25 protein-coding genes and 1 tRNA gene are annotated in these 25,762 nt (G+C 63.8%); 16 read left to right on the top strand and 10 right to left on the bottom strand.

Translation table 11 applies throughout. The features are described 5' to 3' along the window. Position 1 precedes the first annotated feature (1 nt). The gene (locus ACOOE2_RS06975; RefSeq protein WP_420382294.1) at positions 2-628 is read right to left on the bottom strand and encodes a (d)CMP kinase; all 627 of its coding nucleotides are present in this window, start codon (positions 626-628) and stop codon (positions 2-4) included. Then, complete coding sequence (aroA, locus tag ACOOE2_RS06980; protein WP_420382295.1) at positions 625-1,965, bottom strand: 3-phosphoshikimate 1-carboxyvinyltransferase; 1,341 nt, start codon at positions 1,963-1,965, stop codon at positions 625-627. The genes ACOOE2_RS06975 and aroA overlap by 4 nt, the downstream gene beginning before the upstream one ends. A 175-nt stretch (positions 1,966-2,140) precedes the next feature. On the opposite strand from aroA, the gene ACOOE2_RS06985 reads away from it, so the two are divergent. Further along, positions 2,141-2,458, top strand: a complete 318-nt coding sequence (locus tag ACOOE2_RS06985) for an FYDLN acid domain-containing protein (protein WP_420382296.1) — start codon at positions 2,141-2,143, stop codon at positions 2,456-2,458. 169 nt (positions 2,459-2,627) lie between these two features. After that, positions 2,628-2,703, top strand: a tRNA-Ala gene (locus tag ACOOE2_RS06990). Between the two features lie 232 nt (positions 2,704-2,935). Here the strand turns inward: ACOOE2_RS06990 and ACOOE2_RS06995 are convergent. After that, entirely contained in the window at positions 2,936-3,187 is a 252-nt protein-coding gene (locus ACOOE2_RS06995; protein WP_420382297.1) for a hypothetical protein, read from the bottom strand. A gap of 56 nt (positions 3,188-3,243) precedes the next feature. Here ACOOE2_RS06995 and ACOOE2_RS07000 point away from each other — a divergent pair, with 56 nt between their 5' ends. Beyond that, on the top strand, positions 3,244-3,420 hold the full coding sequence (locus ACOOE2_RS07000; protein WP_420382298.1) for a hypothetical protein: 177 nt from the start codon (positions 3,244-3,246) through the stop codon (positions 3,418-3,420). Positions 3,421-3,462: 42 nt separating this feature from the next. Here the strand turns inward: ACOOE2_RS07000 and ACOOE2_RS07005 are convergent, their stop codons facing one another. Together ACOOE2_RS07005 and ACOOE2_RS07010 are read right to left on the bottom strand one after the other, a co-directional pair. After that, entirely contained in the window at positions 3,463-5,106 is a 1,644-nt protein-coding gene (locus tag ACOOE2_RS07005) for a caspase family protein (RefSeq protein WP_420382299.1), read from the bottom strand. 132 nt (positions 5,107-5,238) lie between these two features. Beyond that, positions 5,239-5,613 (bottom strand): hypothetical protein, encoded by a 375-nt coding sequence (locus tag ACOOE2_RS07010; protein WP_420382300.1) that lies wholly within the window; start codon positions 5,611-5,613, stop codon positions 5,239-5,241. Here ACOOE2_RS07010 and ACOOE2_RS07015 point away from each other — a divergent pair. The 4 genes from ACOOE2_RS07015 to ACOOE2_RS07030 all read left to right on the top strand — a co-directional run bounded on the left by ACOOE2_RS07015 (position 5,606) and on the right by ACOOE2_RS07030 (position 10,254). Further along, entirely contained in the window at positions 5,606-6,001 is a 396-nt protein-coding gene (locus ACOOE2_RS07015; protein ID WP_420382301.1) for a hypothetical protein, read from the top strand. The two genes, ACOOE2_RS07010 and ACOOE2_RS07015, sit on opposite strands and share 8 nt — an antisense overlap. Continuing rightward, complete coding sequence (locus ACOOE2_RS07020; RefSeq protein ID WP_420382302.1) at positions 6,002-7,597, top strand: SUMF1/EgtB/PvdO family nonheme iron enzyme; 1,596 nt, start codon at positions 6,002-6,004, stop codon at positions 7,595-7,597. It begins immediately after the preceding gene. Positions 7,598-7,667: 70 nt separating this feature from the next. Next, on the top strand, positions 7,668-8,639 hold the full coding sequence (locus tag ACOOE2_RS07025) for a hypothetical protein (protein WP_420382303.1): 972 nt from the start codon (positions 7,668-7,670) through the stop codon (positions 8,637-8,639). 37 nt (positions 8,640-8,676) lie between these two features. Continuing rightward, positions 8,677-10,254: a C1 family peptidase gene (locus ACOOE2_RS07030; protein ID WP_420382304.1), complete on the top strand. Its 1,578-nt coding sequence runs from the start codon at positions 8,677-8,679 to the stop codon at positions 10,252-10,254. On the opposite strand, the gene ACOOE2_RS07035 is transcribed toward ACOOE2_RS07030, so the two are convergent. Continuing rightward, entirely contained in the window at positions 10,219-11,556 is a 1,338-nt protein-coding gene (locus ACOOE2_RS07035; RefSeq protein ID WP_420382305.1) for an APC family permease, read from the bottom strand. The genes ACOOE2_RS07030 and ACOOE2_RS07035 overlap by 36 nt on opposite strands. Before the next feature lie 19 nt (positions 11,557-11,575). Between ACOOE2_RS07035 and ACOOE2_RS07040 the strand changes: the two genes are divergently transcribed. Next, positions 11,576-12,385 carry an enoyl-CoA hydratase-related protein gene (locus ACOOE2_RS07040; RefSeq protein WP_420382306.1) on the top strand — a complete coding sequence of 270 codons (810 nt, stop codon included), beginning with the start codon at positions 11,576-11,578 and terminating at the stop codon, positions 12,383-12,385. Between the two features lie 133 nt (positions 12,386-12,518). Continuing rightward, positions 12,519-14,582, top strand: coding sequence for a M13 family metallopeptidase (locus ACOOE2_RS07045; RefSeq protein WP_420382307.1), 2,064 nt, complete (start codon positions 12,519-12,521; stop codon positions 14,580-14,582). A 134-nt stretch (positions 14,583-14,716) separates the two neighbouring features. Here ACOOE2_RS07045 and ACOOE2_RS07050 read toward each other — a convergent pair whose 3' ends face one another. Next, positions 14,717-15,670 (bottom strand): isopenicillin N synthase family dioxygenase, encoded by a 954-nt coding sequence (locus ACOOE2_RS07050; RefSeq protein WP_420382308.1) that lies wholly within the window; start codon positions 15,668-15,670, stop codon positions 14,717-14,719. Positions 15,671-15,711: 41 nt separating this feature from the next. On the opposite strand from ACOOE2_RS07050, the gene ACOOE2_RS07055 reads away from it, so the two are divergent. Together ACOOE2_RS07055 and ACOOE2_RS07060 are read left to right on the top strand one after the other, a co-directional pair. Then, the gene (locus tag ACOOE2_RS07055; protein WP_420382309.1) at positions 15,712-16,161 is read left to right on the top strand and encodes an EVE domain-containing protein; all 450 of its coding nucleotides are present in this window, start codon (positions 15,712-15,714) and stop codon (positions 16,159-16,161) included. A gap of 65 nt (positions 16,162-16,226) precedes the next feature. Further along, positions 16,227-16,481 (top strand): hypothetical protein, encoded by a 255-nt coding sequence (locus tag ACOOE2_RS07060; protein ID WP_420382310.1) that lies wholly within the window; start codon positions 16,227-16,229, stop codon positions 16,479-16,481. Positions 16,482-16,513: 32 nt separating this feature from the next. Here the strand turns inward: ACOOE2_RS07060 and ACOOE2_RS07065 are convergent, their stop codons facing one another. Beyond that, positions 16,514-17,839 carry an MFS transporter gene (locus ACOOE2_RS07065; RefSeq protein ID WP_420382311.1) on the bottom strand — a complete coding sequence of 442 codons (1,326 nt, stop codon included), beginning with the start codon at positions 17,837-17,839 and terminating at the stop codon, positions 16,514-16,516. A 163-nt stretch (positions 17,840-18,002) separates the two neighbouring features. On the opposite strand from ACOOE2_RS07065, the gene pgsA reads away from it, so the two are divergent. Beyond that, positions 18,003-18,596, top strand: a complete 594-nt coding sequence (gene pgsA, locus ACOOE2_RS07070) for a CDP-diacylglycerol--glycerol-3-phosphate 3-phosphatidyltransferase (RefSeq protein WP_420384571.1) — start codon at positions 18,003-18,005, stop codon at positions 18,594-18,596. A gap of 63 nt (positions 18,597-18,659) precedes the next feature. On the opposite strand, the gene ACOOE2_RS07075 is transcribed toward pgsA, so the two are convergent. Both ACOOE2_RS07075 and rnd read right to left on the bottom strand, forming a co-directional pair. Beyond that, complete coding sequence (locus ACOOE2_RS07075; protein WP_420382312.1) at positions 18,660-19,568, bottom strand: hydrogen peroxide-inducible genes activator; 909 nt, start codon at positions 19,566-19,568, stop codon at positions 18,660-18,662. Then, complete coding sequence (gene rnd, locus ACOOE2_RS07080) at positions 19,568-20,863, bottom strand: ribonuclease D (RefSeq protein WP_420382313.1); 1,296 nt, start codon at positions 20,861-20,863, stop codon at positions 19,568-19,570. Before rnd ends, ACOOE2_RS07075 begins: the two co-directional genes overlap by 1 nt. A 158-nt stretch (positions 20,864-21,021) precedes the next feature. Here rnd and aspS point away from each other — a divergent pair, with 158 nt between their 5' ends. The 4 genes from aspS to mltG all read left to right on the top strand — a co-directional run bounded on the left by aspS (position 21,022) and on the right by mltG (position 25,629). Further along, positions 21,022-22,818 carry an aspartate--tRNA ligase gene (aspS, locus tag ACOOE2_RS07085; protein ID WP_420382314.1) on the top strand — a complete coding sequence of 599 codons (1,797 nt, stop codon included), beginning with the start codon at positions 21,022-21,024 and terminating at the stop codon, positions 22,816-22,818. 109 nt (positions 22,819-22,927) lie between these two features. After that, on the top strand, positions 22,928-23,164 hold the full coding sequence (locus ACOOE2_RS07090; protein ID WP_008071537.1) for an acyl carrier protein: 237 nt from the start codon (positions 22,928-22,930) through the stop codon (positions 23,162-23,164). Between the two features lie 163 nt (positions 23,165-23,327). After that, complete coding sequence (fabF, locus tag ACOOE2_RS07095; RefSeq protein WP_420384572.1) at positions 23,328-24,584, top strand: beta-ketoacyl-ACP synthase II; 1,257 nt, start codon at positions 23,328-23,330, stop codon at positions 24,582-24,584. Positions 24,585-24,627: 43 nt separating this feature from the next. After that, positions 24,628-25,629 carry an endolytic transglycosylase MltG gene (gene mltG / locus ACOOE2_RS07100; protein WP_420382315.1) on the top strand — a complete coding sequence of 334 codons (1,002 nt, stop codon included), beginning with the start codon at positions 24,628-24,630 and terminating at the stop codon, positions 25,627-25,629. Positions 25,630-25,762: the final 133 nt, after the last annotated feature.

The raw sequence follows: 25,762 nt of genomic DNA on the forward strand, positions 1-25,762 counted from the left end.
ATCAGTTTGGATGCGCCTGTTTCTGCACGAGCGCGACTGCGGCCGCAACGGCAGCCTCGGGCGTCAATGCCGAGGTGTCGAGCAATTCCGCGTCCTCGGCCCGGCGCAAGGGTGCGGCGGCGCGGGCGGTGTCGCGGGCGTCGCGTGCGGCCAGGTCGGCGGTGATGGCGTCGCGGCTGACGTCTTCGCCGCGTTTGCGCATTTCGAGGTAGCGGCGCAGCGCGCGCGCGGCGATGCTGGCGGTGACGAACAGTTTTGCGTCGGCGTGGGGTGCGATCACTGTCGCGATATCGCGGCCGTCGAGCACGGCGCCGCCCGGTTGGTCGGCAAAGAGGCGTTGACGGGTCAGCAGCGCGGCGCGCACTTCGGGGTGGACCGAGACGCGGCTGGCCAGTGCGCCGGTCGCTTCGCTGCGCAGTGCAGGCTCGTCCAGCAGGTCATCGGCAAATGCCGTCGCGGCAAGGGCATCGGCGGCATTGTCGGGATCGCCGTCGACCAGCACGACCTGGTATCCGACCGCACGATACAACAGGCCGGTATCCAGATGCGGCAGGCCGAAATGGCGGGCCAGCGCCTTGGCAATCGTGCCTTTGCCTGATGCGGTGGGCCCATCGACGGCAATGATCATGCCGCGCCCGCCTGATGCAGCAGCTGCTCGAACATCGGGAAGCTGGTGGCGATCGGGCGGGTGTCGTCCACCGTCACACCGTTGTCGCTGGCGAGGCCCGCGACGGCCATCGCCATCGCGATGCGGTGATCGAGATGCGTGACGATCGCGGTGTTTCCGCTGCCAGTCAGGCGCTTTCCACCGCTGCCGTCGATGACCATGCCGTCGGGCGTTTCGCACAAGGTTGCGCCCGCCAGCGTCAGCGCGGCGCACATCGCGGCGATCCGATCCGATTCCTTGACGCGCAATTCTTCGAGGCCCGACGTGGTCGTGCAGCCATGCGCCAGCGCCGCGGCGACGAACAGTATGGGGAATTCATCGACCATCGCCGGCACGACCGCCGGATCAACCGTAATGCCGGTCAGCTCGCTTGCCTTCACATGCAGATCGGCAACGGGTTCGCCGCCGACTTCGCGCGGGTTCACCGCGACGATGTGCCCACCCATCAGGCGCAGGATATCGAACAGCGCGGCGCGCGTGGCATTCAGCCCGACGTTTTCGACCAGCACGTCCGACCCCGGCACGATCAGCGCCGCGACGACGAAGAACGCCGCCGACGACGGATCGCCGGGGACGACGATCGCCTGCGGCCGCAGTTCGGGTTGGCCGGTCAGGCGGACGACACGCGCGCCGTCTTCGATATCGACCGACAGCTCCGCGCCAAATCCGCGCAGCATCCGTTCGGAATGGTCGCGCGTGGGCACCGGCTCGATCACCGTGGTCACGCCGGGCGTATTCAGCCCGGCGAGCAGCACCGCGCTTTTGACTTGCGCCGAGGCAACGGGCAGGCGGTAGGTGATCGGCACCGGTGTTTCCGCTCCGGTCACGATCAGCGGCAGGCGGCCCCCCGGATAAGCCGTGAATTTGGCACCCATGTCGCTCAGCGGCGCGATCACGCGGCCCATCGGCCGTTTCGACAAGCTGGCATCGCCGATGAAGCACGCGGTGATCGCATGACCCGCGACCAGGCCCATCAGCAGCCGTGTCGATGTGCCCGAATTGCCCATGTCGAGCGCGCCCGCAGGCTGCAGCAGCCCGCCCACGCCGACACCTGCAACCAGCCAGTCGCCATCAGCCTGGCGCTCGATCGTGGCGCCCATCGCGCGCATCGCGGCGGCGGTCGCCAGCACATCTTCGCCCTCGAGCAACCCGGTCACGCGCGTTTCCCCCACCGCCAGCGCGCCGAGCATGATCGAACGATGGCTGATCGATTTGTCCCCGGGTACGCGGATCGCGCCGGTCAGCGGGCCTTTGGCGACAAAACGACGGGGCTGGGCCAGGGAAATGGGTTGGGACACGAAAAAGCCTTGCTGTGATTGCGCGGCTTTTGACAGCGGCGCGCGCCTATGGCAAGGCGCCGGGCTCTGCATGGGCACGAGCGCTTTGCCAGCCTGCTTTCGCTCGCCCATGACCCACGCGTATTTTGCGACCGACCCTGGACAGTCCGGGGCGGGCAGGACTTGAGGAAACTTCATGGTCAAGCCGGAATGGGGTGCCAAGCACAGCTGTCCCAAGTGTGGCACCCGTTTTTACGATCTGGGCAAGGATGACCCGGTAACTTGCGTCGAATGCAAGTATGCCTGGCATCCCGACCCGGTGCTGAAATCGAAACAGCCGATCCCTTATGCCGAAATCCAGAAGGAAAAAGTCGACGAAGTCGTCGACGGCGATCTGGCGGATGAAGATCTCGACATCGATGAAGACGGCGATTCGCCCGACAATGATGTCGATCTCGGCGGCGACGATGACCTGGGTGTACCAGGACACGAAGGCAACGACGAAGAAAGCTGATCGGGTCCGGGCGTCCGTCCTCTCCGGGAGGGCGGGCGTCCGTCCATAAAAAATGCGCGCCTCGCAATTTCGTCTTGCAAGCGCACTGGCCCTGCCATAAAGGCGCGGCTCCCGGCGCAACACCCGCCGGACCATGCCATGCCTCCCAGGGCACCGGCGTAAAACACGTGGGGCCTTAGCTCAGCTGGGAGAGCGCTACGATGGCATTGTAGAGGTCAGCGGTTCGATCCCGCTAGGCTCCACCAGTTTCCTGCTTTAAAACTCTGAAGTAGCGGTTTTTCCTCTCGAGCGTCACCGCAGTAATGCGAAGGGCCGGCGCGCCAGGTCGGATTACCGACAGGCTCTTGGCAGAGCTCGATGGTCGACTTTGGCATGTTACTAGAGAAGCAGGTTGGCGGGATCAAGACGATGTGGCCGGTGAGGCGCGCCGGCCGCTGGCAGAGGTGATCGATTGCGATCCTGCACCGCCTTGCCCTGTCAGGTAAAGCGGTTAGACGCTGGCGGATCGCTGGCAGGATAGCTTTCGTCGCTGGCCTGGTCGACTTTATCCCATCTGGGCTGTTCGCCTGCCATGGCTGCGGGCCCGGCGTTACGGACTTCGATGGTACCAGGCGTGGATTCGCCGCTCGCAAACGCTGCGCGCGGCATTTCGCTATCCGATCGTGTGGTGACATACCGATAGAGCCCGTAGGCGACGGACGAGACAATGCCGATTTTCAGCAGGGACATGATGTCGTTTCCTGTTCTAGCTACTCCGTTCAAATGCTTGGCCAGCCATTTGGTTCATGACGCCTGCGATTAAGCGGCAGGAAGCCCGCAGATCTGACAGCGCCGAGATCCGCCATGTCGCCAAGTCGGTGATCCATCCGAACGCAATCCCGGTTATATTGCACGACACCGATTACGATGCTTGGCTGACGGCCGATTGGCAGGACACGCAGCAGCGCAGGAGGGTGGAGTGAAGTTATACGGAACTAGGCTCCACCAGTTTTCCAACATTCTCGCTACGACCCGGTATAGATCTCCGCGATCGACAGCCTGGCTTGTGCTCCCGGATCGGCCAGCACCTTGCGGATCGGCTCGACCACTTGCATCGCGGCGGGCTGGTTGTTCAGAGTCTGCAACAGCGCCCTGAATTGCATCGGCGGCGCCGCAGTGACCAGCGCCACGACGTGATCCGCGCCATAAGGCGCAACGGCCTGGGTGTTCACCACAGGCATCGCGCCGCCCGGCCCAAGTTTGCCATCCCCATCGGCGGCTTCCACCGGGTACAGCAATTGCACCGTACCCAGCGACGTCAGATCGAAAATCGTTACGTACGTGGACGCCGGCAAGTCCTGCGCATGTTTCAGCGCGACATTGACCAGCGCATCGGGACCATACCGCGCGCCAGAAGTCTGCGGCCCGATGACGAGCTGCGCCCGCGTCTCGTTCATATACGGCCGCAACGCGCCGATTGCGCGCCATTTTTCGAGTGCGCCGCGCAGTTGCGCCGGGCCCGTGACGCCTTGCGCGACCGTATCACCGGTCTGGCGCACCAGCTTGCCCGTCCTGGCATCCCACAGGAAATCGGCCTGCGCTGCGCTCGCCGCAACGGTCCAGGGATGATCGCCGGTCGCCAGAAGTGCCTGCGCCCCCGGCTGCGCGGAAAACAGGCCCGGCAGGGGCGATTGCGGAGCTAACGGCGCGCGGGCGGGAAATTGCGCAAACAGCGCCAGATTCTCGTTTCCCGAAACGAACGATGTGCGTGGCTTCTGGCGTTCGCCGCTCAACCCGCGCACCTGGCTGTCGAGGTAGATCGCCAGCTCGCCGACCGAAATCTTGCCATCGCCGTTCGCATCGGCCACCAGGGTCTTGCCGTCCACCGATCGCGCAGTCAGGCCCTGTTCGAACGAATACGTCAGGAACCCGCGCGATGGCGCGCCTGTCACCGGCAATTCGTGCTCCCACGCCACCTGGTCGTCCTGCGCAGCGCCGACGAAAATCACATTGGGCAGATCGGGCCTGTCGGGCGTGGCCATGGGAAAGGCGGCGGCGTCGGTGTCGGGCAGGACCGCAGGGAATTGCGGGGCCGGGCGCGCGACGAGGTCGAACACGTCGGCATCGCCGCGAAACGCCAGTCGCGGCACGAAATGAAACAGCGCAGGGTCGACCGACCGGTTCATCGTTCCCGAATGGCAGGTGTCGGCAATCATCAGCACTTTGACGCTGGGCGGAATATACCGCGACAGCCAGGCATAGAAGTCCTTGTCGACAATGAACCGTTCGGCATCCGGGTGCATCTGGTCGAACCCGGGCAGCGGCACAAACTGGTCGAGATCGCCGTCGCGGGTACCCTTTACCGCGGTATGTGCCTCCGCCCCATGCCCTGAATAATAGAACACGATCCAGTCGCCAGGTTTTGCGCGCAGGCCCAGGGCATGGAGCGCGGTCTCTACCGTGGTGCGGCTGACCTGATCGTTGCGCAGGACGGTCACATCGCTCGCCCCTTCGGATCGCATCAGCGTGTCCATCGCGGCCAGGTCGTTTTCAGGGCCTTTCAAGTCAGGAATCTGCGGATTTGCGAATTTCCAGGCACCGACGAGCAAAGCGCGAGTCTCGGCATAAGATGATGAATAGCACGACAAATATAGGGCGCCGATTGCCATTACTATGATCAGACGGGCATCTTTTCTTTTCTTCAAAGCATGCTCCCGAAGATTCCAGTTGCAATCGTATCACAGAGAAAGCTAACCCGGTATACAGCACGGTAACAAATTAAAATCGCACTGTTGGGGATTTTAAAAAATCGTTTTTTTACAAGGTGGGGCTATGAGGCGGTTTCGGGGGAAACAGTTTCGATTGACGTTTTTTCGATTGTCGGCCGTTTGCACCGCTGTGTTGTTAAGTATGGGAATACTGACGCATATCGCACCAGCAATCGCGCAAACGTCCGCCGAATCGCCCGGTGCTTTGCCACCGGTGGCGATCAGCGCGACGCAGGCAGATCCGTCGCAATCGCGGGGCGTCATCGTTCTGCGGGCTTCGCCCGTTGCCGATACGTCGTCCGCGCCGGTGGCCGTTCCGCAGGCACCGGCCCTGGCCATGGATCCCACAATTTTGCCGCCAGCACCGCCATCACCCCCATCACCGCCAGCACCGGTGTCGATGTTCAAATCATGCCCGCGACCCTTTGGCCGGGCCGACATCGCGATCGTCGCAGCATCGCCCGAAACGCCGAAATTCGAGGGGCTGTTGCACAACCGGCTGGGTCGGCGGCAGCCAAGTGTAGTCGTCGACATGTCGGCGCCATTTGCAGTCGATGGCGGCGCTCCGCCTGAACTCGCAGCCTGGCTGACCCAGGTCAAATCGACCGGCGGCGCGGTGACCATGCACCAGTATTGCGAACAGAGCCGCGGGTTCATGTCGTTTTTCGGCAAGATGTTTACCGGCCCGCGCGCCGGCCGTTATGCAGCGGCGGACAATTACGATGCGGTGCTGCATGTCGACGGTGTCGATCAGCGCGTCACGCAAGTCGAATTCCGGCTGCGGGGAACACACTGAATGCGCCAGGCGTTCGGCCTGTTGTGCGCGCTGCTGGCCATGCTGTGCCTGGGCGGTAGCGACGTTGCTGCGTCGGCGACACGTGCGCCCCGCCTGGCGCTGGTGATCGCCAATGGCGCCTATGCCAATTACGATCATCTTGCCAAGACCGGGGTGGATGGCGACCGGGTTGCGGCCGCGCTTGGTGCGACCGGGTTTACCGATGCGTCGGGCGCGGCCACGGTGCAGGTCAATCGCGACCTGACGCTCGCGCAGATGCAGGCGAAGGTCGCCGAATTCCGCGAAAAGCTGGCGGCCGCCGGGCCCGAGGCGTTTGGCGTGCTGTACTTTTCCGGCCATGGCGCCGCGCTGTCCAGCTTTGGCGATCCGGCGCTGGTGCCGACCGATGCGGACAGGCAGTTGACCGCCGGCAGTCTCAGCCTGACGCGCGCGTATCTGACTCGCACGCTGCTCGGTTCGGGCGCCAAGAACATCCTGATCGTGCTCGACATGTGCCGCAATGTCGTTGCCGCATCTGCGGTGGATGCGCCGGCTGCGCCGCTGGCCGACGCGGGTGTCGGCGTACAGGCAGGCAGCAAGGGTTTGCGCCGCCTGATTCACCAGTCCGATGGCGCATTCCGGCCGGACCAGGGGTACCTGGTCGCGTTTTCGACCAGCCCCGACCAGGTCGCGTTCGACGACGGCACGTTTTCGCGCGTGTTTGCCGAAGAGATCCGCCGGCCGCAGCAGAATATCGCCGATGCGTTGAAACGCACATCGGACCGCGTGGCGGTGACCGCGGTAAAGGCAAGCAAGGCGCTGCAGAAACCGACATTCGATTACGGCCTGCAGGGATCGCCCCCGTGCTTCGTGTCGTGCGATCTGAACAACCAGGACCGGTTCTACGACTGCGCGAACTGCCCGTACATGCGTGTCATTCCGGCGGGTACCGCCCGGCTCGGCTCGCCACTGACCGAGCCCAGGCGACAGCGCGATGAACCGGTCCAGCACGACGTCGCGATCGACCGGCCGTTTGCGATGGGCGTCTATGCCGTCACGATCAGCGAATGGGCGGCGTGTGTGCGCGACAAGGCGTGCCGCGCAATATCCGACTGGTCAAAGGAAAATCCCAACCCGTCGATTCCGGTGACCGGGATCAGCTTTGAAGATGCGCAAGGCTATGTCGCCTGGCTGTCGGTGCAATCGGGGCTGCCCTATCAATTGCCGACCGAAACCCAGTGGGAATATGCCGACCGCGCCGGCGCCGCGACCGTGTTTCCATGGGGGGATGCCATCACACCGGGCGATGCGAATTACGACCAGACCGCCAGCTATCACGGATCGCCGACCGCGCCCTATCGCGGCTATCCCGAAGCGGTGGGCGCCTATCCGCCCAATGCGTTCGGGCTGTACCAGATGAATGGCAATGCCTGGACGTGGACGCAGGGCTGCGCCGACCAGCCGTGCCGCAGCCGGATTTTGCGCGGCGGATCGTTCCAGAGCGCGCCCGAGGAATTGCGCGCGGCGAACCGTTTTGCCGCCGATGCCTCGCGCAAACGCGACGACGCCGGCCTGCGCGTCGTGCGCGAATTGAGCCCGGACGAGGCGCTGCACTGAACGGGCAACGGAAAATTTTCGACTGGCGGAAGGGGACCATCCATTCGCTGCACAACCGGGGAATGCCATAATGAAGCCTGCCACTACCATCACGACGACGCTGGTTCTGCTGGCGGCCGCGGCGCCGATGACCGCGCTGGGCCAACAGATTCCGAACCAGGGTCTTCCGACATCGGGATACTATGCCTACAATCCCACCGAGGGCAGCCCGAACAGCCTGCAGTTCCAGGCGGTGCGCGACAGTTTGAACATGCTCGATGTCGAGGCCGAGGGCGAGGATCGCGGCGAACCCGACGGCGATTCGGATACGATCGGCGGCACGCTGACGCGCTGGGGCATCCAGAACCAGAATGGCGAGCGTTACGACCTGCATTACCAGCATGCGCAGCGCGTGTTCGAAGGCAGCCGCGCGCGCCTGATCATCGACGCGCCGATCAACATCCTGCACCCCGATACCGTGCATGCGCTCGGCTATTCCTTTCCCGGTGCCACGGCGGTGTCGGGCACGCTGAACGTCGGTCTCGAGCTGCCGGCGCAGCCGAACTGGCTGATCACGCCGCGCGTGTCGTACGGGGTTGCGCTGGCCGGCAGCTATTTCGGCGGCAATGGCGAACTGGGCACCGGATCGCTGACCAGCCGGTATCAGATCCGCCATGTCGGGCGCGGTGAAATCATCATCGGCGACATGGTCGCCTATACCCACAGCACCAAATTGCTGACGAGCCAGAAGTTCTATTTTCCGGTGATCAACTGGGTGTTCCGCAACGGGATCGCGTATCAGTTGCCGCTGAAATCGCGGATGTTCGGGCGCCAGACATCGCTGCGCGCCAGCTACGTGTTCACGATCGCGACCAAGGATCCGCTGTTCTTCAAGAAAACGCACGAGCTGGGGTTCAGCATGGGTGTGCGCGCGCGTGAAGCCGAACAGAAAAGCCGCTTCGAACAATTGCGCGTCGGGATCCTGTATACCCGCGCCAGCGACCAGTACGTTTCGACCGACCATTATCACGCCATATCGCTGACGCTGGGCTATCGGTTCTGACGCACCGCAATTTACCGTGATCCGGGGGGATGGTCGTATGGGCAAGATGGTTTGGCTGGGGGGTGTTGCCGCGCTGGCGGCGGGCATGGGGGTGGGGGCCTTTCCGCTGCTCGCCGGCGACACCGTGGCACCACCGCCTGCGCTCCACACGATGTTTGTGACAGGGGCAGATCCGATTGATCCGGCCGACTACGAAACATTGCCAAAGCTGGGAACATTTCGCGCATTTCTGCCAAAATCGGTTGATCTGACGCCATTTTTTCCCAAGCCGGGGTATCAGGGACAGCAACCCGATTGTGTGGCCTGGGCGACGACATATGCCGCGCGCGGCTTTCTGTCGGGCCGGGAAATGGGCCATCAGCCGTCATTGCCCGCGGAGGAAATGAGCCCGGCCTATGTCTATAATCGCTTGCGCCGGCCCGGATCGCTATGCGATCGCCCCACCAAGATCGTCGATGCGCTGGGCGTGTTGCAGCACGAGGGCACCGTGACGTTTGCGGATTTTCCCGACGACGTGAACCAGTGCACGACGCCCGCACCACAGTCGCTGATCAGCAAGGCCGCGCTATACCGGCTAGGCGGCTGGCGCGCGATCGAGCACGAAACGTCGGGTCCGTTCAAATCCGCGATGGCGGTCGATGATATCAAGGGCGCGCTCGCCCAAGGACAGCCGGTGGTGTTTGCCATGCCGGTCGCCGATGACTGGTATGCAGTGAAGGACGCCACCGTCTATACCCACCGGACGCCCGAACATGCCAATTTTCACGCGATGACCGTGATCGGGTATGACGAGGATCGCCAGGCGCTGCGCGTGATCAACAGCTGGGGCACAGACTGGGGCGATCATGGTTATGCCTGGATCGGGTATGACACGTTCCGGACGCTGGTCTACGAGGCCTATGCGCTGCACGATATGCCGCACGCCGACACGGCCCACTCGCAGCCTGGCCTGTCGCCGCGCCAGACGCTCGATGCCGATCTCGCCAAATTGCCCTGCGGCTCGGCGCAAGTGAAGCAGGTGGGCGGGCATCTGTCGGTCACGGGATTTGCCGGCGGCAAGGATACGCTGGACGAGCTGCACGCTGCGCTGCTGGCGGTTGATCCGCATGCCGGCTGGTCCATGGCCTATCACCCCTGGCCACAATGCGAGGCCGAACTGACGGTGGGCCCATCGCGGATTACCGGCGACGTGGCGATGGTCGCGATGACTGACAGCGGCGCCGCGCGCAGCGGTGATCCGGTAATCATGCGTGCGGGCGAATTGTTCGGCATCGGCGTGGACGTGCCCGCGGGCAAACCGGAACTGAGCATCGTCTATGTGCAGGCCGATGGCAGTGCGGTCGAACTGTTTCGCGGCACCGTTGCGCCCGGCACCCCGGGGCATCACAGCGTGGTCATCGGGCTGGATGGGGCCAAGGCGGCGCGGTTTCAGGTGGGGCCGCCCTTTGGTAACGAAATGGTGATCGCGCTTGCTTCGGATCGTCGGCTGTTTGGCAACGAATTGAGCGACTATGCGTCCGAACGACAGTTCCTGACCGCGTTGCGTGCCCGATTGACGACAGTGCCGGCAGGCGCGGTGTCAGCGTCCATCCTGCGCCTGCGCACGCACGACTGAACGCCGGCGCACCAGCCGTTCCAGCACCACGCCAAGCGCCATGACCGCCGCGCCGGCCAGCGCGGCGGGCCCAAGCTCGGTCAGCGATGACCACAGCATGGCGAGCGCGAGGCCGCCGAACGCCAGCGGAAACAGCGGAAACAGCGGTGTGCGGAACGGAAATGCCGCTGCATCGTGCCCCCGGCGCAACCGGATCGCGGCGCCCATGCCGAACACGATGAACACCCAGTAGACCGGGGTCATGTAGTCGACCATCGCGCCAAAGCCGTTGCCGGCCAGGCCCGCAAAGACAGTCAACACCGCCGAAAACCCGCCGACCGCGATGACCGCAGACACGGGCGTGCCGCGCGTGGCATGCCAACCTGCCAGCGGTTGCAGCACCGGGATATTGCGCGCCGCCGCGCTGGTGATCCGCGCGCCGACGATCAGCGTCGAATTCATGCTGGCCAGCGCGGATACCACCACCACGCCGACCACCACCCAGGCGCCGGGCGTGCCGAAGGCCGCGCGCGCAACATCGGCGCCGGGCGCCGTGCTGTGCGCGAGCGCCGCCATGCCCAGCCCATGCGCCATCGCGGCGTTGAGCGCGACATACAGCATGATCAGCAAGGCGATCGCGCCCAGCGTGACCAGCGCCATACCACGCCGCCCGGCGCGCAGCTCGGCCGACAGCGTCGCAATGTCGCTCCACCCGCCATAGGCCAGAAACACATAGATCAGTGCAACACCCAGGCGGGGCTGAACCGGTGCGGTTGCGGCAACAATCGCAGGAGGATGCGCGACAAACCCGGCCGCGATCACTGCGGCAAACCCTGCCGCAACCAGGGCGACAAGCGTGGCCTGCGTCAGAAACCCGAGCCGGACATGGACGCAGTTCAGGCCTGTCAGCGCGATCACCACCGCCAAGGCACACAGCGTGTGCGCAAGCGGACCCATCGGCACCACTGCGCCCGCGTAATCGGCCAGCAGATACGCCATCAGCGCGATCCACCCGGTGTGCATTACCGCAAAGCGCGACCACGCATATTGTGCGCCGAAGCGCGGCCCCCAGGCACGCGACAGGAAACTGTATTCGCCGCCGGCATCGGGAAACGCGCAGGCCATTTCGACATACGACAGCGCACCCACCACCGTCGCCAGCCCGCCCAGCACCCACAGCCAGCCGAACTGCCCCGGCGCGACATTCAGCGCCACGGTGGGGGCAGTTTTCAGCACATCGGTCGACATGATCATGCCCAGCGCAATCAGCGTGGCCATGGCCGGGCCGAGATGCGCGCGCGGGGTCGGGGTGGCTGGTTCCATATGTCCCGGGATACGCATTGTGCGCGCGGCGTCCAGCCCCGGTCTTGTTGTCCTGCGCGCCGGCGAGTATCCGGCGGGCATGATCGAAATCGAGATTACCGACGCCGTGGCCACGATCACGCTCGAAGCGCCGGCGACGCGCAATGCGCTGACACTGGCGGGATGGCACGCGCTGTCGGCTGCGGTCGCCGCGATCGGCGCTGCGATCGGCGCTGGGCGACCGCGTGCGGTGGTGCTCTGCGCAAAGGCGCCGGGCATGTTCTGTTCGGGGTCCGACATTGGCGAAATTGCCGCGCTGGCCGACGACGCGGCCTTGCGTGCGCCGTTCCGGGTGGCGATGCGCGACGCGCTGGAGCCGTTGGCACGGCTGCCGATGCCGGTGATCGCCGCAATCGACGGCGATTGCTTTGGTGCGGGCGTGGCGCTGGCGCTTGCTGCGGATCTGCGCATTGCCACCCCGCGCGCGGTGTTTGCCGTGCCCCCGGCAAAGCTGGGGATCACCTATCCGCAAGAGGATGTCGCACGGCTGGTGGCGCTGGTCCGCCCGGGGCAGGCCGCACGCATGCTGTATGGCGCAGCGCGGATCGATGCGGCGGAGGCGGCACGGATCGGGCTGGTGGAGATCGTGGCAGATGACGCATCGGGCGCGGCGCGGGCTATGGCGCGATCCATGGCAACACTTTCGCCATCGAGCCTCGCGGCGTTGAAAACAGCGGTGGCGCGTGCCCCGCTGGGGCATGATCCCGCGCTCGACGATCTTTTCGACAACGCCTTTGCGGGCGACGATTTCGGCAAGGGTATCGCTGCTTTCCGCGCGCGGGCACGATAATCCGCCCGTCCATAAAAAGTGGGCAGCGTCGCGTTCATCTCGCAAAACTGGCATTCTCGCACCGTCGTGCTATGCCGCGCGGCGACGATGTCCGCGCCTTTCCCCTCATGGCGCGGGTTCCGACGGAGGTTTGATGACCCGCACCTGGTTTCGCCGCGCGCTGACGTGCGCGCTTGTCGCCCTGCCCATTGCGCCGCTGATGGCCCAAAACGCAGATACGCATACAGCCCCGAATGCCCGAGACCCCGACGCGCCGGTTTATGGCAGCCTGGGTATCGATACCGGCAACATGAACCGCGACATCGTGCCTGGCGATGATTTCTTTGCCTATATGGAGGGCAATTGGGCCGATCACACCTCGATCCCGCCCGACAAGACACGCATCGGTTATAACTATGATCTAGAAGACAAATCCGCCGAGGATGTGCGCAAGATCGCGCTGAATGCGGTTGCCCACCCTGACAGTCCGACCGCGCAGCGCATCGCGGCAGTGTGGTCGGCGTTCATGAATGAACCGGCGATCGAGGCGCACGGCGTGACCGCGCTGCAGGCGATGATCGCGCGGATCGCGGTGATCAAGACTCGCGGCGAATTGATGGCGCTGATGGCAGAGCCCGGGTTTGCAAATGCAATCGGGTTCAGTGTCGCGCCCGATGTCAAGCGGCCCGATCACTATGCGGTGTATGCCGGGCAGGGCGAACTCGGCCTGCCGGCGCGCGAATATTATCTGGAAAACGGCGAGAAATATGTCGCCGTGCGCAAGGCCTATGTCGAATACATGACCCAGCTGTTTGCGCTGGCCGGCGTGTCGGATGGGCCGACGCGCGCCGCTTCGATCCTGGCGCTGGAAACTGCGCTGGCGAAGGACGACTGGGCGCCCGAACGGATGCGCGATCCTGTCGCGACATACAATCCGGTGCTCCGTGCAAAGCTGGCGACGTATGCGCCGGGCGTGGCGTGGGAAGCGATGCTGAACAAGCTCGGCCTGCCCAAGGCCGACATGGTCGTAATCCGCCAGCCCAGTGCGGTGCGCGCGATCGGGCATCATCTCGCCACCGATCCGGTCGAAGTGTGGCGCGATTACCTCGTGTTTCGCCTGGTCAGCGATATGGCGCCGTATTTATCGGCGCAATTCGTGCAATCGCGGTTCAATTTCTACGGCGTGGTGCTCGAAGGCGTGACGCAGCAGCGTCCGCGCTGGAAGCGCGGCGTCGACATGGTCGACAGCGCACTGGGCCAGGATGTCGGACAGATCTATCTGAAAACGCACTGGTCGCCCGAAGCCGACAAGCAGATGGGCGAACTGATCGATGATCTGAAAGCGTCGTATGCCGACAAGATCAACCACGCGGCATGGATGGACGCGCCGACCAAAACAGCTGCGCTGGCCAAGCTGGCCACTTTCGAAGCACGCGTGGCGGGCCCGAAAACGCCGATCGACTACAGCGATTTTCACGCTTCAGACGATGCCTTTGCCAACGCGATCGAGATGGAGCGGTTCGGCTGGGCGCTGCAGGCCAAGCGCTATGGCGGGCCGGTCGATCGCGGTTTGTGGGATATGAACCCGCAGACGGTGAACGCCTATTACAGCGAGACGACCAACCAGATCACGTTTCCGGCGGCCGAATTGCAACCGCCGTTCTTTGATCCCAATGCCGATCCGGGGGTGAATTACGGCGGGGCAGGCGCGACCATAGGCCATGAAATGGGCCATGGTTTCGATGATCAGGGGCGCCAGTTCGACGGGCAGGGCCGCCTGCGCGCCTGGGGCACGGCGGCAAGCACCGCCCGGTTCAAGGCCAAGGCTGCGGCGCTGACCAGACAGTTCGACGCGTACGAACCGATTGCGGGCGTGCATATCAAGGGTGCATTGACGCTGGGCGAAAACCTGGCGGATCTGGGTGGGCTGGAAGTCGCCTATGCGGCGTGGCACCGCTATCAGGATCGGCACGGCGCGGCGACCGAGCTCGACGGGATGACCGGTGATCAGCGGTTCTTTTTGTCCTATGCGCAAAGCTGGCAGGCATCCACGCGCGACGAGGCCTTGCGCGAGCAATTGCTGGGCGATCCGCACAGCCCGGACAAGTTCCGCGTCAACGGGATCGTGCGCAATATGGACGAATGGTACGCGGCGTTCGACGTAAAGCCCGAGCAGAAGCTGTACCTGGCACCGGAACTTCGCGTCCACGTTTGGTGATTTTCGGTCTCTTTGCCCCTCCCCTTCAGGGGAGGGGTTGGGGTGGGGGCTCTCGGCTATATCCCATGCTTCAGGCAGCCTCGGCGAGTGGGGAGAGGCCCCACCCCCAACCCCTCCCCTGAAGGGGAGGGGAGCTAAGACGGCAGAAGGCCGATTTCGCGCAGGCGTTGTTGCAGGTATTCGTCGGCGGTGATCGGGTTTGGATAGCGGTCCGGGTTGTCCGGCGTTACGCATCCGGGCAGTGTCCGGATGACGAAGTCGCTGCGCAAGTGCAGGAAAAACGGCATCGAATAGCGGCTGAACCGGGCGCGCTCGCCGCTTGGGTTGCGTACGCGGTGCGTCGTCGAGGGCAGCACGTGGTTGGTCAGGCGTTGCAGCATGTCGCCGATATTCACCGCCAGTGCGCCCGGCGGGGGGATGACTTCGACCCATTGTCCGTCACGCGCCAGCAGCTCCAGACCGGCCTCTTCGGCGCCGAGCAGCAACGTGATCAGGTTGATGTCCTCGTGCGCGCCGGCGCGGATAGCGCCTTCCGGCGCATCATCGATCGGCGGATAATGCAGCAGCCGTAGCACCGAATTGCCCTCATCGATCGCGGCATCGAACCAGTCCGGCGCGAGACCCAGCGCGGTGGCAAGGTACGCCAGGATCTGGGCGCCGATGCGGTCGAATTCCGCAAACAACGCACGAAACGTCCCGGCAAATCCGTCCGGCGCTTCGGGCCAGACATTGGGCGGCATGCTGTGTGTCAGCGGATGGCCAGCCGGCAGGTCGCGGCCGACATGCCAGAATTCCTTGAGATCGTGGACAGTGGCGCCCTTGGCAATCTCGGTGCGGAACGGGGTGTAGCCGCGCGCGCCACCTTTGCCCGGCACATGGCCGCGCCGTTTGACGGCGTCAGGTTGCGCAAACAGCTGCGCGGTCAGGTCCCATGCGCGCGCAATCAACGCGGGTGCGATGCCATGGTCGGTGACGAGTGCAAAACCGAATTCGCCAAAGCTGTCCATCAGCGCGCGCGGCAAATTCCGGGGATCCCCGGCCAGCGATATACCGTGAAGGGTTGGCAGCATCGGCGTTTCAGGCGACATGGCTTTTCCCGTGATCATCATGCCCGCTCTATTGGAACACCATGACCCGCTTTGCCAATCCCGATGTTACCGGCAAACAGCTTTGGCTGTTGAAGTCGGAACCCGATGCCTATGGCTTCGACGATCTGATCGCCGAGGGGGAGGGGACGTGGGACGGCGTGCGCAATCATACCGCTGCGCGCAATCTGCGCACGATGCGGGAAGGGGATCTCGCGTTTTTCTACCATTCCAACACCGGCAAGAATATCGTCGCGGTGGCGCAGGTTTCGGTGCCCGGATTGACCGATCCCGGCGACGCCAAATGGGCGGCGGTCAAAGTGAAGCCGGTGGCCTGGCTGAAAATGCCGGTCACACTGGCGACGATCAAGGCCACGCCGGAACTGGCGGGGATGGACATCGTGCGCCAGTCGCGTCTGTCGGTAGCGGCCGTGCGGCCCGAGGAATGGGCGTTGATCATCGACATGGCCGGGGGGCTGGTGTCCCTTTCCTGAACAGCGCGAATTCAGCGCCGGGGGAGGGATACTAAAGGGGTTAACAACCCGTTAAAGCCATCAGCATGAGCATGATCACACTCGTGCCGGGACGCCCCGGCCAACCCAACGCCTTTCGCCGCAACCTGCCAGGCCGGGTGCAGGACCATCTCGCATTGCCGCTACCGCGCTTCGAACCCGAAGTGGAAGCAGCCATCGCGCGCGGCGCATTGCGCTCGCCGCCGGTTAACTGGCGCCGCATCACGCGCCAGGACGCGCGCGATTTCCTGCTTGCCTATTGCGCGTGCTTCATCGCGCTGCAGATGTTCTTGCTGGCCTGAGATGTGTCTTTCCCCTTCTCGGGAGGGGATGGTCAGAAGGTGTATTCGATCTCGCCGACATGGGCCTTTTCGACCTGGTACAGCTTCCATGACAAGAGCGCCGATACCGCGCACAGCGCCGCGCCGAGCAACAGCTGGTGGACGATGGCTACGCCGATCGCGGTCAGGCTGACCGCAAACACCGACGAGATGACCATCGCGGCGGAATTGACGATGTTGTTGGCGGCAATCGTGCGCGAGGTTTCCGCCTTGTCCACGATCGTGGTCAAAAACGCATAGAGCGGCACGACGAACATGCCGCCGGTCACTGCGATGCCCAGCAGCGTACCCAGCAGCGGAATCGCCATCGGCTGCATCACGAACGACCAGGCATCGAGCATATGGCTGTGATCGCGCGCGGGCCACATGCGGCACACAATATCGAACGCGACGATGAACAGCGCCATGGCCACGATCGAGATCGGGGCAAAGCGCGCCGAGGCCTTGCCGCGCAGCAGGTGGTTGATCGACACCGACCCGAGCGCCACGCCGATCGAAAACACCACGAGAAACAGGCTGGCGACACTTTTGCTGGCGCCCAACACATTCTTGGCAAGCGGCGGAAACTGGATGAATAGCACCGCGCCCACGCCCCAGAACACGCTGATCGCGGCAATCGCCAGGAATACGCGCGGATGGCGCATGGTCATGCGCACCAGGTTCACCGACGAGCGTATGACATGCAGGTCGATCCGCTGACAGGCGTGAACCGGTGGCGCGCAAGGCACGCTTTGCGCGGCGATCCGGCCGATGATCGCGACCGCGACAACCGCCATCGCGGCCCATTGCACCGAAATGAACCCGGCAAGGATTGTACCCGCCAGGATGGCGATATAGGTGCCTGCCTCGACCAGGCCGGTGCCTGCCAGCACTTCGTTCGGCCGCAGGTGCTGCGGCAGGATGGCGTATTTGATCGGGCCGAAAAACGCGGAATGAACACCCATCGCGAACAGCGCGGCCAGCATCAGCGGGATAGCCAGCGTTTCGACCGAGACATGATGCGACGCCAGGATCAGCCCCGCAGCACCCACCACCATGATCGCCACTTCGCACGTCTTGATGATGCGGATCAGCCGCGCCTTGTCGCGCATATCGGCCAATTGGCCGGCCAGCGCCGACAGCAGCAGGAACGGCATGATGAACAGGCCCGATGCGATCGCGGAAAACCGCGTTTCCTGCGCTTCGGAATTGTACAGGCCATAAACCACGAACAACAGCATCGCGTTTTTGTAGAGGTTGTCGTTGAAAGCCCCCAGCAACTGGGTGACGAACAGCGGTAGAAAGCGCCTCTGGCTAATCAGATTCGAATTGGTGGTCATCGCGCCCCGGATCGCATCCCCATATGGCGAAACCCTTAACGTCCCGGGCGGGGCGGGCAAGGGCTTGTTGATTGTACGAAGCATATTGATGTATTTCCGGTAACAATGTTTGATATGCGCCGATGTTTCCAACGTGCACATGAACGGATACGGGCGGATCGCCATGCTGACTTTGCCCAATATCCTGACCCTTTCGCGGATTTTTACGGTGCCCGTGCTGGTCGGCCTGCTGTGGTGGCCCGAATGGCCGCTGGGCTATGGCCTGGGTTTTGCGATCTACTGCCTGATGGGTATCACCGACTATTTCGACGGCTATCTGGCGCGCGCGCAGGGCACCGTATCAAAGCTGGGCGTGTTTCTGGATCCGATTGCGGACAAGATCATGATCGCGGCGGTGATCCTGGTGCTGGCGGCGCGCGGCATCCTGACCGGGCCTTATGTCGGATCGCTGCATGTCATTGCCGGGCTGGTCATTTTGCTGCGCGAGATCGCGGTCTCGGGCCTGCGCGAATTTCTGGGCAGCGCTCAGGTTTCGGTGCCGGTGTCAAAGCTGGCGAAATGGAAAACCACCGCGCAAATGGTGGCGCTGGGCGCGCTGATCCTGGGCACGGCCTTGCCCCACTGGATGTGGCTGATCGACGGGTACGAGGTCAATGTGCCGCATACCGTCGGGCTGACCACGCTGTGGACCGCAGCGGTGCTGACGGTGATCACCGGATGGGATTACCTGCGAATCGGTTTGAAGCACATGGATTGAAGCTGGGGAAAAATCCCGCAGCGGACAACCCACCTCTCCCCCCCGTGGCGGCAGCGCGCCGTCTCAGCCCGCGCGCAGTTCCTCGGCCAGCAACCGGAATTCTTCTGCACGGGGCGAGTTTTTGCGCCAGACCAGCGCGATTTCGCGCAAGGCATGGTCGCTGATCAGGGGGCGGGCGACGATGCGCGTGCCCATCAGGATGCCGGCGTTGATGGCCATTTCGGGCAGCATGGTCAGGCCCAGGCCGTTGTCGACCATTTGCACCAATGTGTGCAACGACGTGCCGATCATCGTTGCGCTGGCGCGCAATTCGGGGCGGTTGCAGGCGGCAAGCGCATGTTCACGCAGGCAATGGCCGTCTTCGAGCAGCAACAGGCGGTTCTGGTCGATCGAGGACGGGGCGACCATGGGCGGCGGGTCGCCCAGATGCGCCAGAATGTCATCGTGGGGCAGGGCGATCAGCAGAGGGTCGTTGAACAGATGGTGCATCTCGACATCGCCGGTGGGGAACGGCAGCGCGAGCAGCACGCAATCGGCGCGGCCATGGTGCAGCGATTCGATCGCGGCGGCGCTGGGTTCCTCGCGCAGGAACAGGCGCAGTTGCGGGCGTTCGGCGCGCAGGCGGGGCAGGATGCGCGGCAACAGGAACGGTGCGATCGTGGGGATGACGCTCATGCGCAATTCGCCGGCCAGCGGCACCCCGTGCGACTGGACCAGTTCGGACAATTCCTCGGCCTCGCGCAACAGGCGGTGTGCCTTGGCCACGACCTGGTTGCCCAGCGGGGTAAACCGCACGACGCGGCGCGTGCGTTCGACCAGCACCACGTCAAGCAGCGATTCGAGCTCGCGCAGGCCGGCCGACAGCGTCGATTGCGAAACAAAACACGCTTCTGCCGCGCGCCCGAAGTGGCCATGTTCGTGCAGCGCCACCAGGTATTGCAGCTGCTTGAGTGTAGGCAGATAGATCGCCATCAGGCTTCGGGCGTTTCGTGGGCGCTTTGGGTCTCGCCGGTTTCGTCGGCGTCGATCGGCTTGAACATTCCGTCGTCGTCATCGTCGTCCTGTGCAATCTCGGGCGTTTCCGGCCCGGAATTCCCGATATCGTCGATATGCGCCATTTTCAGCCGGTTGCGCACGACCGCGAACGCGACTTTGCCTTCGACCAGTTCAAGCGCATCACGCCCGAACTGTTCAAAGCGCCAGCCTTCGAGGATGGCCAACCCGCTGCGTTGCCCGGCAGCCAGCGCTTCGAGATCGTCGCTGCGTGCCAGCAGGCGGGCGGCGACATCGATTTCGCGGCTGCGGATTTTCAGCAGCAGTTTCAGCAGGTCGGCGACCAGCGCGCCTTCCTTGCCCAGCGGCGCGCCGCGTGGCGCACGCGGCGGCAGTTCGGCATCGGTCAGCGGCTGCGCACCGGTGAGGCATTGCATCAGGCGGCGACCGATTTCGTTGTCGCGCCACCCGGCCGACAGCCCGCGCACTTTGGCCAGGTCCGCCTGGTCGCGCGGCGGGTGGCTGGCAATGTCGGCCAGCGTTTCGTCACGCATGATTCGCCCGCGCGGGATGTTCTTGTCCATCGCCTCGGTTTCGCGCCAGGCGGCGAGCGCTTTCAGCCGGCCGAGCACGGCATGGTTGCGGCTGGGCGGCCGGATCCGCAGCCAGACGGTTTCGGGGTCGCTGCGATAGTTCGCCGGATCGGCAAGCTTTTCCATCTCGATATCGAGCCATTCGCCGCGCCCGGTGCGGATCAACCGCTTGAGCATGCGCGGAAAGATCTTCGACAGATGGGTGACGTCGCCGATCGCGTATTCGATCTGGCGCTCGGTCAGCGGGCGGCGCGACCAGTCGGTAAAGCGCGCACCCTTGTCGACCGAGAACCCCAGCCAGCTTTCGACCAGGTTCGAATAGCCGATCTGTTCGGACTGGCTGATCGCCATCATCGCGATCTGCGTGTCGAAGATCGGATGCGGCGTCCGCCCGGTCAGGTTGAAGATGATCTCGACATCCTGCCCGCCGGCGTGAAACACTTTCAGCACGTTTTCGTTCTGCGTCAGGAGGTCCAGCATCGGGGTCAGGTCGATGCCCGGCGCCATCGGGTCGATCGCCGCGGCCTCCTTGTCATCGGCGATCTGCACCAGGCACAATTCCGGCCAGAACGTGTTTTCGCGCATGAATTCGGTATCGACAGTGATGAAATCGGCTTTGGCCAGGCGGCCGCACAGATCGGCCAGCGCGTCGGATGTGGTGATCAGCGGATGGATCTTCATCGGTCTTTTTTCTTTTAGGGGCCACGTGACGGCCCGTTCGGGTACCCCCGTCCGGGGGCGGCGGCTTGACAAAATCACGGCCATCGCCTCTTGGCCGCTGAAAGTACCTGCCCGATTGCGGCATGAATGGAAAGAGCCCCCTAATGCAATCGTCAGCGATGCAATCGTCTGAGCATCCCTATCGCTCGCACACCTGCGGCGCGCTGACGCCCGAAGCGGTCGGGCAAACCGTGCGCCTGTCGGGCTGGGTGCATCGCAAGCGCGATCACGGCGGGGTGCTGTTTGTCGATCTGCGCGATCATTATGGCCTGACGCAGATCGTCGCCGATGTCGACAGCCCCGCGCTGGCGATCCTGGACGCGGCGCGTATCGAAAGCGTGGTGACAATCGACGGATTGGTCAAGGCGCGCGGGGCAGGGACGATCAATGCGAACCTGGCGACCGGCGCGATCGAAGTCTATGCGCGGCGCGCGACCGTATTGTCGGCGGCCGAGGAGCTGCCGATGCCGGTGGCGGGCGAGCAGGAGTATCCTGAGGATATCCGCCTGAAATACCGCTTCCTCGATCTGCGCCGCGATACGCTGCATGCCAATATCGTGCGCCGCACAAAGGTCATCTCATCGATGCGCCGGCGGATGGAAAGCGCCGGGTTCACCGAATATTCGACGCCGATCCTGACCGCGTCGAGCCCCGAAGGCGCGCGCGATTTCCTCGTGCCCAGTCGCATCCATCCCGGCAAATTCTACGCGCTGCCGCAGGCGCCGCAGCAGTACAAGCAGTTGCTGATGGTCGCAGGCTTCGACCGCTATTTCCAGATCGCGCCGTGTTTTCGCGATGAAGACCCGCGCGCCGACCGCCTGCCGGGTGAATTCTACCAGCTCGACCTGGAAATGAGCTTCGTCACCCAGGAAGAAGTGTGGGCCACGATGGAGCCGGTGATCGGCGCGGTGTTCGAGGAATTCGCCGATGGCCGCAGCGTCACGCCCAGCGGCGAATTTCCGCGCATTGCCTGGGACGACGCGATGCTGAAATACGGATCGGACAAGCCCGACCTGCGCAATCCGATCCTGATCGGCGATGTGTCGCACCATTTCACGGCCTCGGGCTTTGGCCTGTTCGAACGCATCGTCGGCGGCGGCGGAGTCGTGCGCGCGATTCCGGCACCGAAAACAGCGGAGAAAAGCCGCAAGTTCTTCGACGAGATGAACGACTGGGCCCGCGCCGAAGGGCATGCCGGTCTCGGCTACGTGACGCGCAAGCAGGGCGAATTCGGCGGCCCGATCGCCAAGAACCATGGGAGCGAAGGCATGGCCGCGCTCTATGCCGAACTGGGCCTGGGCGATGACGACGGTCTGTTCTTTGCCGCGGGCAAGCCGGACCAGGCAGCCAAGCTGGCGGGTCTTGCGCGTACGCGCGTGGCCGAACAGCTCGACTTGATCGAAAAGGACGCGTTCCGCCTGTGCTGGATCGTCGATTTCCCGTTCTACGAATGGGACGAGACCGAAAAGCGCGTCGATTTCAGCCACAACCCGTTTTCGATGCCGCAGGGTGGGCTCGACGCGCTGAACAATGCCGATCCGCTGACGATCAAGGCCTATCAGTATGACCTTGTCTGCAACGGCTTTGAAATCGCATCGGGATCGATCCGCAACCAGAGCCCCGAAACGATGGTGCGCGCGTTCGAGATCGTCGGCCTGACCAAGGCGGATGTCGAGGACCGCTTCGGCGGGTTGTACCGTGCGTTTCAGTACGGCGCGCCGCCGCATGGCGGCATGGCGGCGGGTGTCGACCGCATCGTGATGCTGGTGTGCGGGGCGCAGAACCTGCGCGAAATCACGCTGTTCCCGATGAATCAGCGCGCCGAGGATCTGCTGATGAGCGCGCCGGCGCCGGCCGCGCTGAAACAGTTGCGCGAGTTGTCGATCCGAGTCGTGGAGCCTGTCAAAAACGTTTGAATGAACGCTTGATGTGCGGGACCGGAACTCTCACTTGCCAGCGACGCCCGGGCCCATTAGGGCGAGAGCCTGACCGACCAAATGCAAATAGTCTGAAGGGACTTTTCGAATGAGCGATACCGCCGACCGCGTAAAGAAGATCGTTGTCGAGCACCTCGGGGTCGAGGCCGACAAAGTCACCGAAGATGCAAGCTTCATTGATGATCTTGGCGCCGATTCGCTCGACATTGTTGAGCTGGTGATGGCGTTCGAAGAAGAATTCGGTGTCGAGATCCCCGACGACGCGGCGGAAAAGATCGCCACAGTCGCCGATGCGATCAAATATATCGACGAAAACAAGGGCTGATCACCCCAAACTCCCTGGGCTCGCCGGAACGCATGGTCCGGCATGGTTGCGGGGCAGTGTAAAGGCAGGCTCGGTCCATTTCATGGGCTGAGCCTGTTTCTTTTTTCCGGAGAAAAAAATGCCAGAAACTGGTGATTCTGCAACCGGTGCTCCTTCAACTGGTGTGCGCCGCGTGGTTGTAACCGGCCTTGGCCTGGTCACCCCGCTGGGAGCGGATGTCGAAACCGTCTGGGCAAACCTGATTGCCGGCAAATCGGGTGCCGGGCCGATCACGCGGTTTGATGCGAGCGACCAGAAATGCACGATCGCGTGCGAGGTCAAGCCGGCGGATCACCCTTACGGGTTCGATCCCGGCAAGCGCGTCGATCACAAGGTTCAGCGCCAGGTCGATCCGTTCATCATCTATGGCATCGATGCCGCAGGGCAGGCGCTCGAAGACGCCGGCCTGACCGACATGACCCAGGCCGAAAAGGAACGCGCCGGCTGTTCGATCGGCTCGGGCATCGGCGGCTTGCCGGGGATCGAGATCGAATCGATCGTGCTCCACGAAAAAGGGCCGGGCCGCGTCTCGCCGCATTTCGTCCATGGCCGCCTGATCAACCTGATTTCGGGCCAGGTCAGCATCAAATACGGCCTGATGGGCCCGAATCACGCGGTCGTCACCGCGTGTTCGACCGGCGCGCATTCGATCGGCGATGCCGCGCGGATGATTCGCGACGACGATGCCGATGTGATGCTGGCGGGCGGTTCGGAAGGGACGATCAATCCGCTGGGCGTCGCCGGTTTTGCGCAGGCGCGCGCACTCAATTGCTCGTACAACGATCGGCCGGAACAGGCCAGCCGCCCGTATGACAAGGCCCGCGATGGGTTTGTGATGGGTGAAGGCGCGGGCGTCGTGGTGCTGGAAGAATACGAACATGCCAAGGCGCGCGGCGCGAAGATCTACGCCGAAGTGGTCGGCTATGGCCTGTCGGGCGATGCCTATCACGTGACCGCGCCGCATCCCGAAGGTCGCGGCGCCGAACTGTCGATGCGCATGGCAATGCGCAAGGCGGGGATGGAGCCGGGCGATATCGACTATGTCAACGCGCATGGCACCTCGACGATGGCCGACACGATCGAACTGGCCGCGATCAAGCGCGTGCTGGGCAATGATCTGGGCGGTGCATCGATGAGCAGCACCAAATCTGCGATCGGGCACCTGCTCGGCGGCGCGGGCGCGGTCGAGACGATTTTCTGCATCCTGGCGATCCGCGACCAGATCGTGCCGCCCACGCTCAATCTGGATAACCCGGACGACGGCTGCGAAGGCGTCGACCTGGTGCCGCTGGTCGCGAAAAAGCGCGTGGTACGCGCCGCGCTCAACAATTCGTTCGGATTTGGCGGCACCAACGCCAGCGTGATCGTGAAAGCGATCTGACCGTTCCTGCGGGCGCCAAGCCCAAAGATTGGTACGACAGATAATGGCGAAAGGTCGATTCCGCGGGGCATCACGGCCGAGCAAACGGCGCCTTGCGCTGATTGCTGTGCTGGTGCTGATCATCGGGTACGGCGTGCATTTCGCGTGGGGCTGGTACGGCCCCGGCCCGCTGGCGCGCGAAACGTCGTTCATCGTGTCCGAGGGTGCGGGGATGACCAGCGTGTCGCAGGAACTGGAAGCCTCGGGCGTGGTCGCATCGGCCGCCACATTCCGCGCACGCGCGCGCCTGCTTGGCCATGCCGGCGGGCTTAAAGCGGGCGAATTCATCATTCCGCCGCATGTCAGCGGGTCCAAGGTGCTGGCCATCCTGCAGGGCCGCGAAGGCGTGATGCAACGGCTGTTCACCGTGCCAGAGGGCATGCCGGCGGCGCTGGTACACGAAAAACTGATGGCGCAACCGCTGTTGGTCGGGACCGTGGCAATGCCGGCCGAAGGAAGCATCCTGCCGCAAAGCTATGGCTACGAACGCGGCTCGCAGAGGGCTGCGCTGATCAAGCGCATGCAGCACGCGATGCAGAAAACGCTGGCGCAACTGTGGGCCAGACGCAGCCCGCACACATTCGTGAAAACGCCCGCCGAAGCGATCATCCTGGCCTCGATCGTGGAAAAGGAAACCGGCAAGCCCTCCGAACGCCGGCTGGTTGCGGGGCTCTATTCGAACCGGCTGCGCCAGGGCATGATGCTGCAGGCCGACCCCACGATCATCTACCCGATCACGCAGGGCCGCCCGATCGGCCGCCGCATCCGCGAATCCGAAATTCATGCGGTCAACGGGTATAACACGTACGCGATGGTCGGCCTGCCCAAAGGCCCGATCACCAACCCCGGCCGCGACAGCATCGCCGCCGTGCTCAACCCTGCGGACACCAAAGCGCTGTACATGGTCGCCGACGGCAGCGGCGGGCACGTGTTTGCCGATACACTCGACCAGCACAACGCCAATGTCGCCAAATGGTTCGCCTATCGCCGCGCACACGGGTTGTGATGGCATCGTGTTGTCGGGCGTCCGATGCCTACAAATCACCGCACCGGATCAGTCTTAACGATTCCCTAGGTATTTCTCCGCTACGTATCAATGCGCAGGGCCGATCCATGATTGGTGAAGCCCTTACGAGCGG

This window comes from Novosphingobium sp. (assembly GCF_965214355.1).
In the GTDB taxonomy this organism is placed as follows: Bacteria; Pseudomonadota; Alphaproteobacteria; order Sphingomonadales; family Sphingomonadaceae; genus Novosphingobium.